Source organism: Pseudomonas sp. LSJ-87, from assembly GCF_032971465.1.
Classification (GTDB): domain Bacteria; phylum Pseudomonadota; class Gammaproteobacteria; order Pseudomonadales; family Pseudomonadaceae; genus Aquipseudomonas; species Aquipseudomonas putida_Z.
This window is the reverse complement of the sequence record NZ_JAWJYQ010000029.1, coordinates 1-19,455: the sequence shown is the minus strand read 5'-3', so window position 1 is coordinate 19,455 and position 19,455 is coordinate 1. Positions and strand designations below refer to the sequence as shown.

The following is a 19,455-nucleotide window of genomic DNA, read 5'->3' as shown; positions in this document are numbered from 1 at the left end:
TCGCGTGGCCTTCTTCGCGGGTGAACCCGCTCCCACAGGGTTGGCGGGGCCTTCAGGTAAGGCCCAATTCACCCCAGATCCGCCGCACCTCACGGCGTTCATCGGCAAACTGCGCCGCATCGATAACCCCGGCCTGCTTCTGCAGGGCCTGGCGGTGCGAGGCCGAGCGGAACGCCTTGTACACTTCACGCAACAGCACCGCGTCACTGGCCGGCATCAAACCCGCCTGCTCCAGCTCTTCCAGAATGCGGATGTTATCGGTCCATCGGAGTATGGCCGGGTGGTCGTGGGACCAGGCCAAAGCGGCGTATTGCACCATAAATTCGATATCGACGATACCGCCGGCATCCTGCTTGATATCGAACGGCACACCGGCCTCGAAGGCGTTTGCCGCGGTACCGGCTGCGGTGGCCTTGGTGCCGAGGTTGTCGCGCATCTTGGCGCGCATTTCGCTCACTTCGCTGCGCAGTTTTTCGAGGTCGCGGGCCTGGCCCAGCACCTTGGCGCGCACGCCTTCGAACGCCGTGCCCACCTGCTTGCAGCCCACCAGCACCCGGGCCCGCACCAGGGCCTGATGCTCCCAGGTCCAGGCCTCGTTCTGCTGGTAGCGCTCGAACGCTCTCAGCGAACTCACCAGCAGGCCCGAGGCCCCCGACGGGCGCAGGCGCATGTCCACGTCATACAGCTGGCCCGAGTTGGTCTGGGTGGTCAGCAGGTGAATGATGCGCTGGCCCAGGCGGGTGAAGAACTGCGCACTGTCGATCGGCTTGGCGCCGTCGGTTTCCGCCTGCGGGTCGCCGTCATGGATGAATACCAGGTCCAGGTCCGAACCGTGGCCCAGTTCCAGGCCACCTACCTTGCCGTAGCCGATGATGATGAAGCCCGGGTCGCACAGGCTGCCGTCGCTGCGCTTGGGCTGGCCGTGGCGGGCCACGGTCTGGCGCCAGGCCAGGGCCAGCACCTGGTCGAGGATGGCCTCGGCCAGCCAGGTCAGGTAGTCGCTGACTTTCATCAGCGGCAGGTTGCCGCTGATTTCCGAGGCGGCCACGCGCAGGCTATGGGCCAGCTTGAAGTGGCGCAGCGCCTCCATTTGCTGTTCCAGGTCGTCCTCGGGGATGCGCGTCAGGCGCTCGCGCAGTTCGCTGGCCAGCTCCGGCGCCAGTGGCGGGCTGAACAGGCGGCCTTCATTGAGCAGCTCGTCGAGCAGCAGCGGGTAGCGGGCAATCTGCTCGGCAATCCACGGGCTGGCGGCGCACAGGGTCAGCAGGCGGCGCAAGGCGCCGGGGTTTTCGGTGAGCAGCACCAGGTAGGCGGAACGGCGTGCCACGGCCTCGACCAGCGGCAGCACGCGCTCGAGCACCAGGTCGGGGTTGTCATGTTCCACAGCCTGAGCCAGCAACCGCGGAATAAAGGCGTCCAGGCGCTCACGGCCAATCCGCTGCATCGAACGCAGCTGCGGGCTGGAGCGCAGCGCGGCCAGGCGCCGCAGGGCTTCGGCGGGCTGCTGGAAACCGGCCTCCTGCAGCTGACGGCCAGCGGCATCTTCATCCTGCGCCTGCTCCCACAGCGGCGACCATTCGCCACCCACCACCAGCTCGCCCTCGCCGTCTTCATCATCCGGGTCGGCGATCACCTGGCGGAAGTGCCAGTCAATGCGGCCACGCCAGTGCGTCAGCTGGTCATGGAAGCTTTGCCAGTCGGCATAACCGAGCATGTAGGCCACCCGCGCCTTATCGGTCTCGCTGTCCGGCAGCATCTGCGTCTGGCGGTCGGCGATGGCCTGGATGGCGTGTTCGGTATAGCGCAGGAACTCATAACCCTCGCGCAACTCGGCGACCACGGCTGGCGGCAGGTAGCCCTGCCCCTCGAGGGTGGCCAGCACTTTCAGCAGCGGCCGCTGTTGCAGGCTGAGGTCGCGCCCGCCGTGGATCAGCTGGAAGGCCTGGGCGATGAATTCCACCTCGCGAATGCCACCGGCACCCAGCTTGATGTTGTCGGCCATGCCCTTGCGCCGCACTTCCTGCTGGATCAGCTGCTTCATGGTGCGCAGCGCTTCGATCGCGGAAAAGTCCAGGTAGCGGCGGTACACGAACGGCCGCAGCATCTCCTGCAGCTGCGCGCCGGCCGCCTGGTCGCCGGCCACCACCCGCGCCTTGATCATCGCGTAGCGTTCCCAGTCACGGCCCTGGTCCTGGTAGTACTGTTCAAGGGCATTGAAGCTGAGCACCAGCGCGCCGGCCGAGCCATACGGGCGCAGGCGCATGTCGACGCGGAACACGAAACCGTCGACGGTGACCGGGTCCAGCGCCTTGATCAGGCGCTGGCCCAGGCGGGTGAAGAACTCCTGGTTGTCCAGCGAGCGCTTCACCCCTTCGGTTTCGCCGCCTTCGGGGAAGGCGAAGATCAGGTCTATGTCCGACGACAGGTTCAGCTCCACCGCGCCCAGCTTGCCCATGCCCAGCACCACCATGTGCTGCGGCTGGCCGCTGCGGTTGCCGACAGGCGTGCCGAACTGCTGGCAGTGGCGCGGGTACAGCCATTGGTAGGCTTCATCGATGGCGGCGTCGGCCAGGTCGGACAGGTCGCGGCAGGTTTCGCCCAGCGCGGCCTGGCGGGTGATGTCGCGCCAGATGATACGCAGCTGTTGGCGGTTGCGCTCGCGGCGCAGGTTGCGCGCCAGCTCGTCCTCGCTCTGCGCCGCCTGGGCGGCTGCAGCGATGTGCCCGCGCAGTTCACCCGCGGCGTAACGCCGATCCAGCTCGCCACTGGCCAGCAGGCCGAACAGCATGGCCGGCTCGCGCCGGACCAGGCCGAGCACGAAGTCGCTGGCGGCGGCTACCTGGTCGAACTGTTGCCGGTGCAGCGGGCTCCAGGCCTGGAGGTCGAGTTCCGGGTGGGCAGCCACCGCATCGCTGATGAATTGCTGGTTGCGCGCGACCAGCGGCTGCAGGGTAGCGGGCAGATCGGACGGCAAAGGTAGGCGCATGGTCTATCCTTGATCGGCGTGAAATAGAGGGGAAGAAGCGGCCAAGGGGAAGCCGGACCACGGTTGGACTGTCGTACAAAAGTTGGAAATAGCTGAAAGAAACGAAAAATTGGCAACAAACATCAAGAGTTACCCGTTCGCGACACAATGCCAACCAACATGAACGTTTTTCCTCACAAGCCAGCATGCGACGAAACGTCGCACAAATGTAGTTTTACTACTACTCGTGTCGTGTAAAAGCATGAAATGCGAAAGCAAATGTAGTAAAACTACACGGCGCCGGAGGACACCCCGGTAATCCAAGAATTCACGACGTCTGCCCATAAGGCCAGTCGCAATCTCAGGCAATCGATTCTGGTTGCCTTTCCGCCCTGGAGCAAGCCATGCAAGACCTCGATCCAATCGAAACCCAGGAATGGCTGGATGCCCTGGAGTCGGTCCTCGACAAAGAAGGCGAAGACCGCGCTCATTACCTGATGACCCGTATGGGCGAGCTGGCCACCCGTAGTGGCTCCCAGCTGCCGTATGCGATCACCACGCCATACCGCAACACCATCCCTGTCACCCACGAAGCACGCATGCCTGGCGACCTGTTCATGGAACGCCGCATTCGCTCGATGGTGCGTTGGAACGCCCTGGCCATGGTCATGCGTACCAACCTGAAAGACTCGGACCTGGGCGGACACATCTCCAGCTTCGCCTCCAGCGCCACTCTGTACGACATCGGCTTCAACTACTTCTTCCAGGCCCCGACCGAAGAACACGGCGGCGACCTGATCTTCTTCCAGGGCCACGCTTCGCCAGGCGTCTACGCCCGTGCGTTCATGGAAGGCCGCATCAACGAAGACCAGATGAACAACTTCCGTCAGGAAGTGGACGGCAACGGCCTGTCTTCGTACCCGCACCCATGGCTGATGCCTGACTTCTGGCAGTTCCCGACCGTTTCGATGGGTCTGGGCCCGATCCAGGCCATCTACCAGGCACGCTTCATGAAGTACCTGGAAGCCCGCGGCTTCATCCCGGCCGGCAAGCAGAAGGTCTGGTGCTTCATGGGCGACGGCGAGTGCGACGAGCCGGAATCCCTGGGTGCAATCGCCCTGGCCGGCCGCGAGAAGCTGGACAACCTGATCTTCGTCATCAACTGCAACCTGCAGCGCCTCGACGGCCCGGTTCGCGGCAACGGCAAGATCATCCAGGAACTCGAAGGCGTGTTCCGTGGCGGTGGCTGGAACGTCAACAAGGTCGTCTGGGGCCGTTTCTGGGACCCACTGTTCGCCAAGGACACCAACGGTGCCCTGCAGCGCCGCATGGACGAAGTCATCGACGGCGAGTACCAGAACTACAAAGCCAAAGACGGCGCGTACGTTCGTGAGAACTTCTTCAACACCCCAGAGCTCAAGGCCATGGTCGAAGACCTGTCCGACGAAGAGATCTGGAAGCTCAACCGTGGCGGCCACGACCCGTACAAGGTCTACGCGGCGTACCACCAGGCGGTCAACCACAAGGACCAGCCTACCGTCATCCTGGCCAAGACCATCAAGGGTTACGGTACCGGTGCCGGCGAAGCCAAGAACACCGCGCACAACACCAAGAAGGTCGACGTCGACAGCCTGCGTCACTTCCGTGACCGCTTCGACATCCCGGTCAAGGATGCCGACCTGGAGAACCTGCCGTTCTTCAAGCCGGAAGAAGGCTCTGCCGAAGCCAAGTACCTGGCCGAGCGCCGTGCTGCCCTGGGCGGTTTCGTGCCACAGCGCCGCGCCAAGAGCTTCAGCGTACCGACCCCGCCACTGGAAACGCTGAAAGCGATCCTGGACGGCTCGGGCGACCGCGAAATCTCCACCACCATGGCCTTCGTGCGTATTCTGGCGCAGCTGGTCAAGGACAAGGAAATCGGCCAGCGCATCGTCCCGATCATCCCGGACGAAGCCCGTACCTTCGGTATGGAAGGCATGTTCCGCCAGCTGGGCATCTACTCGTCGGTCGGCCAGCTCTACGAGCCAGTCGATAAAGACCAGGTGATGTTCTACCGCGAAGACAAGAAGGGCCAGATCCTCGAGGAAGGCATCAACGAAGCCGGCGCCATGTCGTCGTTCATCGCTGCCGGTACCTCGTACAGCTGCCACAACCAGCCGATGCTGCCGTTCTACATCTTCTACTCGATGTTCGGCTTCCAGCGTATTGGCGACCTGGCCTGGGCCGCTGGCGACAGCCGCACCCGTGGCTTCCTGATCGGCGGTACCGCCGGCCGTACCACCCTGAACGGTGAAGGCCTGCAGCACGAAGACGGTCACAGCCACATGATGGCGGGCACCATCCCGAACTGCCGCACCTACGATCCGACCTACGGCTACGAGCTGGCGGTGATCATCCAGGACGGCATGAAGAAGATGACCGAAGAGCAACAGGACATCTTCTACTACATCACCGTGATGAACGAATCCTACCAGCAGCCAGCCATGCCGGCCGGTGTCGAGGAAGGCATCATCAAGGGCATGTACCTGCTGGAAGAAGACACCCGCGAAGCCGCGCACCATGTACAGCTGATGGGCTCCGGCACCATCCTGCGCGAAGTCCGCGAAGCAGCGAAGATCCTGCGTGAAGAGTTCAACGTCGGTGCCGACGTGTGGAGCGTCACCAGCTTCAACGAACTGCGTCGCGACGGCCTGGCCGTGGAACGCGCCAACCGCCTGAAGCCTGGCCAGAAGCCACAGCAGACCTACGTCGAGCAGTGCCTGAACGGTCGCAAGGGCCCGGTCATCGCCTCCACCGACTACATGAAGCTGTTCGCCGAGCAGATTCGCCAGTGGGTACCGAGCAAAGAGTTCAAGGTCCTGGGTACCGACGGTTACGGTCGCAGCGACAGCCGCAAGAAGCTGCGTCACTTCTTCGAAGTCGACCGCCACTTCGTGGTGCTGGCTGCCCTGGAAGCCCTGGCTGACCGCGGCGAGATCGAACCAAAGGTTGTTGCAGACGCTATCGTCAAGTTCGGTATCGACCCGGACAAGCGCAACCCACTGGACTGCTGAGGAGTATTTTTAAGTGAGCGAACTCATTCGCGTACCTGACATCGGCAGCGGTGAAGGTGAAATCATCGAGCTGTTCGTCAAGGTCGGTGATCGTATCGAGGCTGACCAGAGCCTGCTGACCCTGGAGTCCGACAAGGCCTCCATGGAGATCCCGGCCCCGAAAGCCGGCGTCATCAAGGAGCTGAAGGTCAAGCTGGGCGACCGCCTGAAAGAAGGCGACGAGCTGCTGGTCCTGGAAGCCGAGGGCGCCGCTGCTGCGGCACCTGAGGCCCCGGCCGCAGCCCCGGCCCAGGCTGCTGCGCCGGCTCCGGCCGCCGAAGCCGCCCCTGCCCCTGCTCCGGCAGCAGCCCCGGCTGCCGCCAGCGTGCAGGACATCCACGTGCCGGACATCGGCTCGTCGGGCAAGGCCAAGATCATCGAAGTGCTGGTCAAGGTCGGCGACACCGTCGAAGCCGACCAGTCGCTGATTACCCTGGAGTCCGACAAGGCCTCCATGGAAATCCCGTCGCCGGCTGCCGGCGTGGTCGAAGAAGTCCTGTGCAAGCTGGAAGACGAAGTCGGCACCGGCGACCTGATCTTCAAGCTGAAAGTCGCGGGCGCTGCCCCGGCTGCAGCTCCGGCACCTGCCGCTGCTGCTGCCCCGGCCAAGGCTGAGGCGGCTCCGGCCGCCGCACCTGCCGCTGCTGCCCCGGCTGCTACCCCTGCACCGGTTGCTACCGCACCGGCTGCCGGCAGCAACGCCAAGGTTCACGCAGGCCCGGCGGTTCGCCAGCTGGCCCGTGAATTCGGCGTCGACCTGGGCGCGGTTGCCGCGACCGGTCCGCACGGCCGCATCCTGAAAGAAGACGTGCAGGTCTACGTCAAGGCGATGATGCAGAAGGCCAAGGAAGCACCGGCAGCCGCTGGCGCAACCGGTGGCGCCGGCATCCCGCCGATCCCTGCCGTGGACTTCAGCAAGTTCGGTGAAGTGGAAGAAGTGGCCCTGACCCGCCTGATGCAGGTCGGTGCTGCCAACCTGCACCGCAGCTGGCTGAACGTGCCGCACGTGACCCAGTTCGACTCCGCCGACATCACCGAGCTGGAAGCCTTCCGCGTTGCGCAGAAGGCCGTGGCCGAGAAGGCTGGCGTGAAGCTGACCGTGCTGCCACTGCTGCTCAAGGCCTGCGCCTTCCTGCTCAAGGAACTGCCGGACTTCAACAGCTCGCTGGCGCCAAGCGGCAAGGCCATCATTCGCAAGAAGTATGTGCACATCGGCTTTGCCGTGGACACCCCGGACGGCCTGCTGGTCCCTGTGATCAAGAACGTCGACCAGAAGAGCCTGCTGCAACTGGCTGCCGAAGCGGCTGCGCTGGCCGAAAAAGCCCGCACCAAGAAGCTGTCGGCCGACGAGATGCAAGGCGCCTGCTTCACCATCTCCAGCCTCGGCCACATTGGCGGCACCGGCTTCACGCCGATCGTCAACGCGCCGGAAGTGGCTATCCTGGGCGTCTCCAAGGCGACCATGCAGCCGGTATGGGATGGCAAGGCATTCCAGCCGAAGCTGATGCTGCCGCTGTCGCTGTCCTACGATCACCGTGTGATCAACGGCGCTGCCGCCGCGCGCTTCACCAAGCGCCTGGGCGACGTGCTGGGCGATATCCGCACCATGCTGCTGTAAGGCAGCCCACTGCCCCTCCCCGCGAGGGGCAGTACCCTTTTCGAGCTGCCACGCTCGTACCTCAACCCCGTCGATTGGCGGGGCTTTTTTTTTGCCTTGAGAAAGCCGGGAGGGCTTTGCCCTCCTATCGCGACACAAGGCCGCTCTTACAAGGTACCGCGATCGCCTGCGATGGGCCGCAAAGCGGCCCCGGAACTATCAGCCAGACTACAGATTCCCACCCGCCAGCCGATAACCCGTCCACAGCATCACGCATGGCTGCTTGCCAGCCCCCGGGACATGATGCAACCTTGCCAGACCTGCCGCCCCCAAGGCCGCGTTTCCTCTTCAAGCGAGTCTTCGATGAAAAGCCAACCCGATGCCGCCAGCCGTGTGGCGGCCGAGGTCGTCACGCAGTTACCCGTGCCCTCGCGGCTCGGCATGCTGCGTTTCGAAAGGCTCAACGAAGCCAGCTGGACCATGCTCTACCTCGACCCGGCCTGCGAGCGCCAGTTCGGCCTGCACGCCGGCGACCTGTGCGCCCTGGTAGACGCACCCTATGCCAGCCTGATGGAACCCGAGGCCCGCTACCGGCTGCACGACGAGATCCAGCTGCAACTGGCCCAGCGCGGCTACTACCGCGTGCGCTACACCTTGCACACACCAACTGCATCGCTACGCCTGCTGGAAGCTGGGGAAGCTTACAAGCAGCACAACCGCCACCTGTTGCGCGGCTACCTGAGCGTGCTCGACGACCAAGCTGAAGATACTGGCGAAGCCGGTGCCAGCGACCTGGAATCGCGCAACAACCGCCTGCAACTGGCCCTGCAACTGAACCAGCGCGCGCAGCAGGAACAACTCGAGCATCTGGACCGGGTACGTGGCCAACAGGACCTGATCCTGCGCCTGGCCCGCCAGCGCTACAGCGCCGGGAACTCGCTGCGGGAAGCCGCCCAGCTGATTACCCAGAGCGCCTGCGAGATCTACAAGGTCGACAGCGCCAGCATCTGGCACCTGGAAGACCAGCGCCTGGAGCCGATCATCGCCTGGTACCGGGACGCGCAAGAGCACCGCCAGCCCGAAGCCATCGATGCCAGCCACTTCCCCGATTATCTCGACGCGCTGCACGCCAGCCGCGCCATCGACGCCCACAATGCCGGCCACGACCCACGCACCCGCGCCCTGGCGCGAAGTATGTGCCCGGAAAACAAGGCCATGCTCGATGCCAGCATCCGTGTCGATGGCCAGGTAGTCGGCGTGCTGTGCCTGGAACAGACCGGCCAGACACGGGCCTGGCAGTCGGACGAAATCGCCTTTGCCGGCGAACTGGCCGACCAGTTCGCCCAGGTCATCACCAACCACAACCGGCGCACCGCCGCCAGCGCCCTGCACCTGTTCCAGCGTGCGGTCGAGCAGAGCGCCAACGCCTTCCTGCTGGTCAACCGCGACGGTGTGGTGGAGTACGTCAACCCCAGCTTTACCGCCATCACCCAGTACAGCACCGAGGAAGTGCAAGGCCGCCACCTGGGCGAGTTGCCGGCGCTGGAGAACCTGAGCGAGCTGCTGTTCGACTCGCCGTCGAGCCTGGCCATGGGCAACAGCTGGCAGGGCGAGTTCAAGAGCCGGCGCAAGAACCTCGAGCCCTACTGGGGCCAGCTGTCGATTTCCAAGGTATACGGCGACAACCGTGAGCTGACCCACTACATCGGCATCTACGAAGACGTCACCCAGACCAAGCTGGCCCAGCAGCGCATCGAGCGCCTGGCCTACACCGACAACCTGACCAACCTGGGCAACCGCCCGGCGTTCATCCGCAGCCTGGACGAGCGCTTTGCCCGCGATGGCGAGTACTCGATGTGCCTGCTGCTGGTGGACATCGACAACTTCAAGCGCATCAACGACAGCCTCGGCCACCAGACCGGCGACAAGCTGCTGATCAGCCTGGCCCGGCGCCTGCGCAACAGCCTGCACACCGGCGGTATCCTGGCGCGCTTTGCCAGTAACGAGTTCGCCGTGCTGCTGGATGACACCAGCCTGGAAGATGGCCAGGGCGTCGCCCAGCAACTGCTGCGCACCCTCGACAAGCCGATGTTCGTCGACAACCAGCTGATCAACGTCACCGCCTCGGTGGGCCTGGCCTGCGCGCCACTGCATGGCGCCGACCCGGCCAGCCTGATGAAGAACGCCGGCCTGGCGCTGCACAAGGCCAAGGCCAACGGCAAGCACCAGGTGCAAGTATTTACCGAAGTGCTCAATGCCGAAGCCAGCTACAAGCTGTTCGTCGAGAACAACCTGCGTCGCGCCCTGACCCAGAACGAGCTGGAGGTGTTCTACCAGCCCAAGCTGTGCCTGCGCAGCGGCCGCCTGCTGGGGCTGGAAGCACTGCTGCGCTGGAACCACCCCGAACGCGGCATGATCCGCCCGGACCAGTTCATCAGCGTGGCGGAAGAAACCGGCCTGATCATCCCCATCGGCAAATGGGTGGTGCGCCAGTCGTGCCGCATGAGCCAGCAACTGCGCGAGGCCGGCATGGGCAACCTGCATGTGGCCATCAACCTGTCGCCCAAGCAGTTCTCCGACCCGGACCTGGTGGCGTCGATCAGCACCATCCTCGAGGAAGAGGCCCTGCCCCCGCACTTGCTGGAGCTGGAGCTGACCGAAGGCCTGCTGCTGGAGGCCACCGAAGACACCCACCGCCAGCTGGATGAGCTGAAGGCACTGGGCCTGACCCTGGCCATGGACGATTTCGGCACCGGTTATTCGTCGCTGAGCTACCTGAAGAAGTTTCCGATCGACATCCTCAAGATCGACCGCAGCTTCATCAACGAGATCCCGGACAACCAGGACGACATGGAAATCACCTCGGCGGTGGTGGCCATGGCTCACAACCTCAAGCTGAAGGTGGTGGCCGAGGGTATCGAGACGCCGGAGCAGCTGGCGTTCCTGCGCCGGCACCGCTGCGACGTGGGCCAGGGCTACCTGTTCGACCGGCCGATTCCGGGGCGCGAGCTGGCTGAACGGCTGAAGCGCTATCCGCGTGGCCCGGTGGCCTGACAGCCGCGCAAACCTCGGGCACTATAGAGCCCATTCGGGCCCTATCGCCGGCAAGCCAGCTCCCACAGGGACCGCTCATATCTCAAAATCTGTGATATCCCTGTGGGAGCTGGCTTGCCGGCGATGGCCCCACCACCTATCCAACTGAATAAACACAGAGGAACGGCCATGGTCCTGCGTTCGGAAATCCTGGTGAACAAAAACGTCATGCCAACCGCGGAACAGGCCCTGCCTGGCCGCGAAACGCCAATGAGCCTGCCCGAGTTCCACTACGTGTTCAAAGACACGCCGCTGCTCGGCCCTTTCTTCGAAGGCGCCATCGACTTCGCCATCTTCGGCCTGGGTTGCTTCTGGGGCGCCGAGCGTCGCTTCTGGCAGCGTGAAGGTGTGGTCAGCACAGTGGTCGGCTACGCCGGCGGCTTCACTCCCCACCCCACCTACGAAGAAGTCTGCTCGGGCCTGACCGGCCACACCGAAGTGGTGCTGGTGGTGTTCGACAAGGACAAGGTCAGCTACCGCGAGCTGCTGGCAATGTTCTGGGAGCTGCACAACCCGACCCAGGGCATGCGCCAGGGCAACGACATCGGCACCCAGTACCGCTCGGCCATCTACTGCACCAGCCCTGAACAGCTGGAACAGGCCAAGGCCAGCCGCGACGCCTTCCAGGCCGAACTGAACAAGGCCGGCTTCGGCGAGATCACCACCGAAATCGACCAGGCACCGACCGTGTACTTCGCCGAGGCCTACCACCAGCAGTATCTGGCCAAGAACCCGGACGGCTACTGCGGTATCGGCGGTACCGGCGTGTGCCTGCCACCGAGCCTGCAGGGTAACTGAAGCATGAGCACGATGACTCTGTTCCACTCGCCGTTGTCGCCTTTCGTGCGCAAGGTCATGGTGGTGTTGCACGAGACTGGCCAGCTTGAGCGCGTGCAGCTGCAGCCGGTGAACATCAGCCCGGTCAGCGGTGACCCACAGCTCAACCAGGACAACCCGATCGGCAAGATCCCGGCCCTGCGCCTGGAAGACGGCACCGTGCTGCATGACAGCCGGGTGATCTGCGAGTACCTCGACCTGCAGCACGTCGGCCTGCCGCTGCTGCCGCGCGAAGGCTCGGCGCGCTGGCGGCGCATGACACTGGTGTCGCAGGCCGATGCCATCATGGATGCGGCGGTGTCGAGCCGCTATGAGAGCTTCCTGCGCCCTGAAGACAAGCGCTGGAATGGTTGGCTGCAGGCACAGGGCGACAAGATCCGCCGTAGCCTGGCCAATCTGGAGCAGGACCATTTGCCCGAGTTGATGTCCGGGTTCGACCTGGCAGCGATCGGCGTGGCCTGTGCGCTGGGGTATCTGGATTTGCGCCAGCCAGAGTTTGGCTGGCGTGAACACCAGCCTGGATTGGCGGCGTGGTATGCCGAGGTGGCCAAGCGGCCGTCGATGGTGGCAACAGCACCGACAGCCTGACGGGCCGCTATCGCCGGCAAGCCAGCTCCCACAGGTACTCACAGCTCTTGAATCCTGCGCTGTACCTGTGGGAGCTGGCTTGCCGGCGATTGGGCTGCAAAGCAGCCCCGCCTCACTTCGGTATCACAGGAAACAGCTGCCCGATCCTGAGGGCCAGCCACCGCCCGATCTCTCTGTCCTCCCTCATGCCGCCCTCCCCACCCGGGCCCAATCCAGCCGCCGGGTCAGCACCATGAATACCCCCAGCAGGCCGAAGCACAGCAACGAGCCCATCAACAGCGCATAGTCCTCGGCACTCAGCAGCCCGTAGAGCAGCGCGTACAGCGCCGCCAACCCCACCGCAAAGCCCACCCCACGCCCCAGGCTGCGCAACACATGGCTCAGGTAGAAGCCGATCAGCAGCACACATGCCGAAGCTGACAGCCCATACGCCAAACCAAAGCCGATGTGCTCGGACAACGACAGCAACAGCAGGTAGAAGAACGCCAGCGCCACCCCCACCAGGATGTACTGCACCGGGTGCACGCTGAGGTTCTTCAGCACTTCGAACAGGAAGAAGCCGGCAAAGGTCAGGGCGATGAACAGCAAGGCGTACTTGATCGCCCGCTCGCTCTTCAGGTACTGGTCCACCGGGTCGACGAAGCTGACACCGAAGCTGCGCTCGCTGAAGTCCGCACACTGCCCGGCGGTGGCGCACTGGCGCAGGGCGTCTTCGAGGTTGGTGGCAAAGAACGAAGTCTGCCAGTGGGCACTGAAGCCCTGGGCGTCGATGTCGCGACGACTGGGCAGGTAGTTGCCGACGAAGCTCGGGTGCGGCCAGTTGGCGCGCAGGTCCACGGCACTGGTGCGGCCCACCGGCACCACGTGCAGCTGGCCGGTGCCTTGCAGTGCAAGATCGAAACCGTAGCTGAATTCACGCGCCTGCAGGCCGTCCAGCCCCGGCAGGCTGGCGTGCACGCCACCACGCATCCAGTCGAGCCGGGTGCCGGCTTCGAACGGCACTTTCTGCTCGCCCATGCTCAGCTCCAGGCCGTTCTCGATGCCGCGGATATCGCTGATGCCTACCACCAGGAACGGCTTGTCGAAGCGGTAGTCGTCGAAGTCCTTTTCGATACCCCAACGTTCCGGGAGCTTGAAGCGGCCACTGATACGGCCCTTGGCGTGGAACAGCCGGGCCTGGTAGATGCCACGGGCGCGCAGTTCGGTGTCCACGCCCAGGTCGGCGTGGAAGGTTTCCGGCAGGAAGTACAGGTGGCCGGCAATGGTGCTGGTTTCCTGGGTGCGCTCGCCGTCCTTTTCGATCCAGCGGCGCTGGTACTTGCGGTAGGGCACCACCAGCAGCGGGCCGCTGAGTTGCTGGTCAAAGCTGGCGCTCTGGGCGATATCGCGGAGCACATTGTCGCGCAGGGCCTGGCGTTCACCGATCAGGCCGCTGATCAGCAGTAGCGGGACGAGCAGCAGCAAGATCAATACGGCGATCATGCCGAGTTTGAAACCGAGGGTCTTGTTCATGGGGCCTCCTGTGGCAGTGGGCGCAGTGTCTGCGCCTTGCGTGGAGGCTTCGGGGAGATGGTGTGGAGATTGTGTGTTTTTCAAGGGCCCAATCGCCGGCAAGCCAGCTCCCACAGGTTATGCACATTGCCTGAGGCCTGCGAAAACCTGTGGGAGCTGGCTTGCCGGCGATTGGGCTGCGCAGCAGCCCCGGCAATGTCAGCTGATACGCCGCACCGGCAGCCACAACCTCACCCGCACCCCTCCATCGACGTTATCCACAGCCAACGCCCCGCCATGCAGCTGCATCACCTCGGCCACAAAATTAAGCCCCAACCCGGTGCTCTTGCGCCCACTCCCCGGCCGCGGCAGCGAGTAGAACCGCTCGCTCACCCGCCCAATGGCATAGGCCGGTATCGCCTGCCCCTGGTTGAACACACTCAGCGCCACCCGTTCGCCATCGCGCTCCAGGTCGAACAACAGCGCGCCTCCCTCCGGGGTGAAGTCCAACGCGTTGTCGAGCAGGTTGGCCAGCGCCTGGCGCATCAGGAATGGGTCACACAACAAGCGCAAGCCAGCCGGCACCCGCTGGCGCACCTGCAAATCGGCACCTTCGATACGCGCCGCATGGGCCAACAGCAACTCGTCCACCAACGCCGCCAGCGCCACCTGCTGTTCATCCTCCAGCGCCTGCATCTGCTCGACCCGGGCCAGGTTGAGCAGGCGTTCGATCATCTGCTGCAAACGCTCGCTCTCGCGCTCGATGTTGCCGGCAAAACGCGCCCGCTGGTCAGCCGGCATATCATCGCCCTGCAACAGCTCGGACGCACCACGAATGGCCGCCAGCGGGCTTTTCAGCTCGTGTGTCAGGGTATGCACATACCGCTCGACATAGGCCTTGCCCTCCAGTTGCGTGCGCATGCGCTCGACCGCCTGGGCCAGGTGTGCCAGTTCGCCACCCTTGTAGTGCGGCAGGGCGGCACGCTCGCCCTCGCTGACCGCCTGGGCGTAGCGGGCCAGCCGGCGCAACGAGCGCGCCAGCCACCACGACAACGCGGCACCGATCAGCAGGCCCAGGCCAATCAGCCCCAGGCCCAGGGTAAGCAAGCGCCGTTCGGAGCGGTCGATGTACGGTTGCAGCGAGCTGTTGGGCTTGGCCACGGTGACCACGCCGATGATCTTGCCATCGTCGATGATCGGCGCGCCCACGTGCATCACCGAAGTGCTTTCATCGTCGGGGTCGCTGCGGGTGGAGCGGGCGCCGTACTGGCCACGCAGGGTCAGGTACACGTCATTCCACTTCGAGTAGTCCTTGCCCAGGTCCTCGCCGCTGGAGTCCAGCAGCACGGTGCCCTTGGCATCGGTGACATAGATGCGGTGGCTGACCTGGTTCTTGGCCAGGCCCCAGATCTGCGCACCCGGGCTGCGCGAACCATAGGCCTTGAGCACTTCGGGCAAGCGGCTCTGGTTCAGGGTGCCGGCCTTGACGTCATCGTGCAGGATCTCGGCCAGCAGGTTGGCGGTGTCTACCAGCGTTTCTTCCGAGGACTGGCGCACCACCGGTCGGATCTGTTCGCGCACCGTGTTGAGCAGAAAGTAGCCCGCCAGCCCGACGAACAGGAAGTACACCAGGAAGATCCGGATGCCCAGGCGCATCAGGCATGGTCCGGGCTGTAGCTGTAGCCGAGGCCACGGTGGGTCTGGATCGGTTCGGCATCGCTGGCCACCTGGCGCAGCTTGGCGCGCAGGCTCTTGATATGGCTGTCGATGGTGCGCTCGTAGCCAACGTCAGAGGCCACGCCCACGGCGTCCAGCAGCTGTTCGCGGCTGAATACCCGCTGCGGTTGCTCGAGCAGGCATTGCAGCAGGCGGAATTCGTGACGGGTAAGGGGGAGTGGCTGGCCGCGGTAGGTGATCTGCATGCGCAAGGTGTCGAGCTGGAACAGCGTGGCCTCGACAGCGGGCTCGACCCTGGGACCCATGCGCTTGAGGATCGCCCGTACCCGCGCCGCCACTTCACGCGGGCTGAAGGGTTTGACCACATAGTCGTCTGCACCGATTTCCAGGCCCACCACCCGGTCGATTTCGCCGTCGCGGGCGCTGAGGAACATTACCGGCACTTCGCTGAAGCGGCGCAGCTGGCGGCAGGTTTCGAAGCCACTGATATCGGGCAGGCCGATGTCGAGGATGACCAGGTCGGCCGGGCGCTGGCGCTGCTGGTCGAGGGCGGCGCCGCCCAGGGTTACCCATTCGGTGCTATGGCCGTCGGCCTGCAGGGCGTAGACCAGGGTGTCGGCGATGGCGGCTTCGTCTTCGACGATGAGGATGTGGGGCATGGCGTCCGGGCCTGTGCAGATATCTATGGCGACGCACTATTGTGTAGGAGCGGCCTTGTGTCGCGAAAGGGCCGCAGAGCGGCCCCGGCGATTTCTGCATCAGCGCTGAGATCGTGGGGCCGCTATGCGGCCCATCGCAGGCAAGCCAGCTCCCACAGGTATCGCGCAGCCCACAAGGATACGCGCCATCCCTGTGGGAGCGGGCATGCCCGCGAAGAGGCCGGTACAGGTGGCTTGCGATCAGCAGCCTGGCTTGCCAGCGGTGAACTTCTTGGCCGGGTTGACCGCCGCCTTGAACTCGCGCAAAGCCTTGGAGCCCACCAGCAGCGGGTAGTTGAAGCTGCTGCGGTCCACCAGGTTGACCTCGACGGTGCGCTTCACATCCCCCAGGCACAGCTCCAGGTCGACCACCGGGCGCTTGGAGATTTCCGGCGCATCGCCTTCCTCCTCTTCATCGGCACGGCCCTTGATCTTGCTGATGCGCGAGACCTTGTGCTCGTACACCTTGCCGTCCGAGTCCTTGGTAGCCAGGCGGAAGCGCACCCACTCGTCGCCATCACGGGTGAACAGCTCGATGTCCTTGGCCGACAGCGACGCGGTGAAGGCACCGGTATCCATCTTGGCTTTCAGGGTTTCGCCCAGTTCGGGCAGGGCTATGTTCTCGTAACGGCCATAGATTGTGGGCTCGGCGGCCATGACCGGCAGCGCCAACAACGACAGCAGGGCAAGCAGAGGTTTCACAGGCAAGCTTCCTTGAGGAGGGTCAGTGCTTAGACTGCACTGGCAGGATAGGTTCGCTGTCACAAGCCTAACCAACATAATGTGAAACATTTGTCCTCGCCGCAGGGCACTGGAAATTTGGCGTAGGCCACTGCCCTGCTTATCATTGCCAACCGTTTATCTCCCACAACAAGAGTCTCTTTATGCGTCGCCTGCTGACCGGCATCCTCACTACCACCCTGCTGCTGCTCAACACCCTGGTGTTGATCTGCCCGCTGCTGGTCTTCGCCCTGCTCAAACTGGTGCTGCCGGGGCGTGGGCGTGACTATGCCTCATGGGCGGTGATGTGGGTGGCCGAGACCTGGTCGGAGATCGACAAGGCTATCTTTGCCCTGTGCATTCCTACCCAGTGGGATATCCGCGGCGTCGAGAACCTGCGCAAGGACACTTCGTACCTGGCCGTCAGCAACCACCAGACCTGGGTCGATATTCCGGCGCTGATCGAGAGCCTCAACCGCCGTACACCGTTCTTCAAGTTCTTCCTGAAGAAGGAGCTGATCTGGGTACCACTGCTGGGCCTGGCCTGGTGGGGGCTGGATTACCCGTTCATGAAGCGCTACAGCAAGGCCTTCCTGGAGAAGCACCCCGAGCTGAAAGGCAAGGACCTGGAAATCACCAAGGCTGCCTGTGAACTGTTCAAGCGCCAGCCGGTGACCGTGGTGAACTACCTGGAAGGCACACGCTTCACCGAGGCCAAGCGTCAGCAGCAGCAATCGCCGTATCGCTACCTGCTCAAGCCCAAGGCTGGTGGCGTGGCGTTCGTGCTGGCGGCATTGGGCGAGCAACTGGATGCCTTGCTGGACGTGACCATCGTCTACCCCGGCAACAAGGCGCCGGGTTTCTGGGATTTGCTCAATGGCAGCATCAGCCGGGTGATTATCGACATTCGTGTGCGTGAACTGGACCCGATGCTGTGGGCGGGGGATTACGAGAATGATGCTGAGTTCAGGCAGACCGTGCAGGCCTGGGTGAACCAGTTGTGGGTGGAGAAGGACTTGCGGATCGAGCAGCTGCGGGTGGAGATGGGCTGAGATTTCCATTGCCTGACCAGGCCTCTTCGCGGGTAAACCCGCTCCCACAGGTACTGCGCAGTACTCAAGACCTGTGAGTCCCCTGTGGGAGCGGGTTTACCCGCGAAGAGGCCGGAACAGGCTTTACAGAATCCGATTAAAAACCTGGCTAATAATCAGCATTAGGATTACTTCTTTGTCACACCCCACCTAAGTGGATAAAAATCGACCAAAGCACAACTACAAAAAAGCTCTGGATCGAACGATGGCCAACACACCCAGCTCCACCCCCGTCCAGCTCCGCCGTGTCCTCGGCCTGCCCGCCCTGGTGTTCTTCGGCCTGGTGTACATGGTCCCGCTGACCATCTTCACCACTTACGGCATCGTCACCGAACTTACTGGTGGCCGCACGGCCGGCGCCTATATCGTCACCTTGGTGGCCATGCTGTTCACCGCCACCTCCTACAGCTTCATGGTCAAACGCTTCCCGGTCGCGGGCTCGGCGTACTCCTACACCAACATGGCCTTCGGCCCGAACGTTGGCTTCCTGGCCGGCTGGTCGCTGCTGCTCGACTACCTGTTCCTGCCGATGATCAACTACCTGCTGATCGGCCTGTTCCTCAACATCGCCTTCCCGGCCATCCCCGCATGGTCGATCGCGCTGGCCTCTATTGCCCTGGTCACGGTGCTCAATGTGGTCGGCATTCACTCTGTGGCCAAGACCAGCAACCTGATCGTCGGCGCACAGATCGTCTTCATCGTGGTGTTCGTCGCCCTGTCCTGCCAGTCCCTGGCCGGCCAGCCGCTCGACCTGCTTTCGCCACTGCTGGGCGACGGTTCGCAGCCGGGCTTCGGCGCGCTGATGGCTGGTGCGGCGGTGCTGTGCCTGTCGTTCCTCGGCTTTGACGCTGTCTCGACCTTGGCCGAAGAATGCCGCGATGCCCGCCGCGATGTGCCACGGGCAATCATCCTCACCACCCTGTTCGCCGGCGTGCTGTTCACCGTACTGGCCTATGTCAGCCAACTGGTACTGCCGGGCACCACCTTTGCCAATGCCGATGCGGCGGCCAACGAGGTGATGTTCAAGGCGGGCGGGCAGTTCCTGGCCAACTTCTTCACTGCGGCCTATGTGGCCGGCAGCCTGGGCTCGGCGCTGGCCTCGCAGGCGGCGGTGTCGCGCATTCTGTTCACCATGGGCCGTGACAAGGTGCTGCCGCAGCGAACGTTCGGCTACCTGTCACCACGCTTTGGCACGCCGGTGTTCGCCATTCTGCTGGTTTCGGCGTTCTCGTTGCTGGCGTTGGTGATCGACCTGGCGACCCTTGCCTCGCTGATCAGCTTTGGTGCGCTGGTGGCGTTTTCGGCGGTGAACCTGGCGGTGGTGAAGACCCACCTGGTGGACGATGCCTCGCAGCGCAGCCTCAAAGGGCTGCTGAGCTATGGCCTGGTGCCGCTGGTGGGGTTGGGGCTGACACTGTGGCTGTGGACCAGCCTGTCGGCGCTTACCTTGGTGATTGGCCTGTGCTGGTTTGCGCTGGGTCTTGCGTACCTGGCAGTACTGACCGCCGGCTTCCGCCGCCCGGTGCGGCTGGTGGACTTTACCGAAGCGACCTGATCTGCTGACCCGACGCAAATCTGTACGGGTCACCCACATGGGTTACATAAAAGT

The 19,455-nt window shown here is 63.8% G+C and carries 12 protein-coding genes; 7 read left to right on the top strand and 5 right to left on the bottom strand.

Annotated elements, in window-relative coordinates:
• Window positions 1–52: 52 nt before the first annotated feature.
• Complete coding sequence (gene glnE, locus RYH74_RS17825; RefSeq protein WP_317409841.1) at window positions 53–2,986, bottom strand: bifunctional [glutamate--ammonia ligase]-adenylyl-L-tyrosine phosphorylase/[glutamate--ammonia-ligase] adenylyltransferase; 2,934 nt, start codon at window positions 2,984–2,986, stop codon at window positions 53–55.
• Window positions 2,987–3,369: 383 nt separating this feature from the next.
• Here glnE and aceE point away from each other — a divergent pair, with 383 nt between their 5' ends.
• The 5 genes from aceE to RYH74_RS17800 all read left to right on the top strand — a co-directional run bounded on the left by aceE (window position 3,370) and on the right by RYH74_RS17800 (window position 12,169).
• A complete protein-coding gene (gene aceE / locus RYH74_RS17820; protein WP_025337408.1) occupies window positions 3,370–6,015 on the top strand; it encodes a pyruvate dehydrogenase (acetyl-transferring), homodimeric type in 2,646 nt (881 codons plus the stop codon).
• A 13-nt stretch (window positions 6,016–6,028) separates the two neighbouring features.
• A complete protein-coding gene (gene aceF / locus RYH74_RS17815; protein ID WP_317409840.1) occupies window positions 6,029–7,672 on the top strand; it encodes a dihydrolipoyllysine-residue acetyltransferase in 1,644 nt (547 codons plus the stop codon).
• Window positions 7,673–8,014: 342 nt separating this feature from the next.
• Complete coding sequence (locus RYH74_RS17810) at window positions 8,015–10,705, top strand: putative bifunctional diguanylate cyclase/phosphodiesterase (RefSeq protein WP_317409839.1); 2,691 nt, start codon at window positions 8,015–8,017, stop codon at window positions 10,703–10,705.
• Window positions 10,706–10,873: 168 nt separating this feature from the next.
• Entirely contained in the window at window positions 10,874–11,542 is a 669-nt protein-coding gene (gene msrA / locus RYH74_RS17805; protein ID WP_085664115.1) for a peptide-methionine (S)-S-oxide reductase MsrA, read from the top strand.
• 3 nt (window positions 11,543–11,545) lie between these two features.
• Window positions 11,546–12,169, top strand: coding sequence for a glutathione S-transferase (locus RYH74_RS17800; protein WP_317409838.1), 624 nt, complete (start codon window positions 11,546–11,548; stop codon window positions 12,167–12,169).
• A gap of 183 nt (window positions 12,170–12,352) precedes the next feature.
• Here the strand turns inward: RYH74_RS17800 and creD are convergent, their stop codons facing one another.
• The 4 genes from creD to RYH74_RS17780 all read right to left on the bottom strand — a co-directional run bounded on the left by creD (window position 12,353) and on the right by RYH74_RS17780 (window position 16,737).
• On the bottom strand, window positions 12,353–13,681 hold the full coding sequence (creD, locus tag RYH74_RS17795) for a cell envelope integrity protein CreD (protein WP_317409837.1): 1,329 nt from the start codon (window positions 13,679–13,681) through the stop codon (window positions 12,353–12,355).
• A gap of 198 nt (window positions 13,682–13,879) precedes the next feature.
• Window positions 13,880–15,316, bottom strand: a complete 1,437-nt coding sequence (creC, locus tag RYH74_RS17790) for a two-component system sensor histidine kinase CreC (RefSeq protein WP_013970529.1) — start codon at window positions 15,314–15,316, stop codon at window positions 13,880–13,882.
• Complete coding sequence (gene creB / locus RYH74_RS17785; RefSeq protein ID WP_317409836.1) at window positions 15,316–15,996, bottom strand: two-component system response regulator CreB; 681 nt, start codon at window positions 15,994–15,996, stop codon at window positions 15,316–15,318. The genes creC and creB overlap by 1 nt, the downstream gene beginning before the upstream one ends.
• Before the next feature lie 240 nt (window positions 15,997–16,236).
• Window positions 16,237–16,737 carry an ATP-dependent zinc protease gene (locus tag RYH74_RS17780; RefSeq protein WP_015268670.1) on the bottom strand — a complete coding sequence of 167 codons (501 nt, stop codon included), beginning with the start codon at window positions 16,735–16,737 and terminating at the stop codon, window positions 16,237–16,239.
• 182 nt (window positions 16,738–16,919) lie between these two features.
• Here RYH74_RS17780 and RYH74_RS17775 point away from each other — a divergent pair, with 182 nt between their 5' ends.
• Window positions 16,920–17,807: an acyltransferase gene (locus tag RYH74_RS17775; protein WP_025337401.1), complete on the top strand. Its 888-nt coding sequence runs from the start codon at window positions 16,920–16,922 to the stop codon at window positions 17,805–17,807.
• Window positions 17,808–18,051: 244 nt separating this feature from the next.
• Window positions 18,052–19,401: an APC family permease gene (locus RYH74_RS17770; protein WP_075044366.1), complete on the top strand. Its 1,350-nt coding sequence runs from the start codon at window positions 18,052–18,054 to the stop codon at window positions 19,399–19,401.
• Window positions 19,402–19,455: the final 54 nt, after the last annotated feature.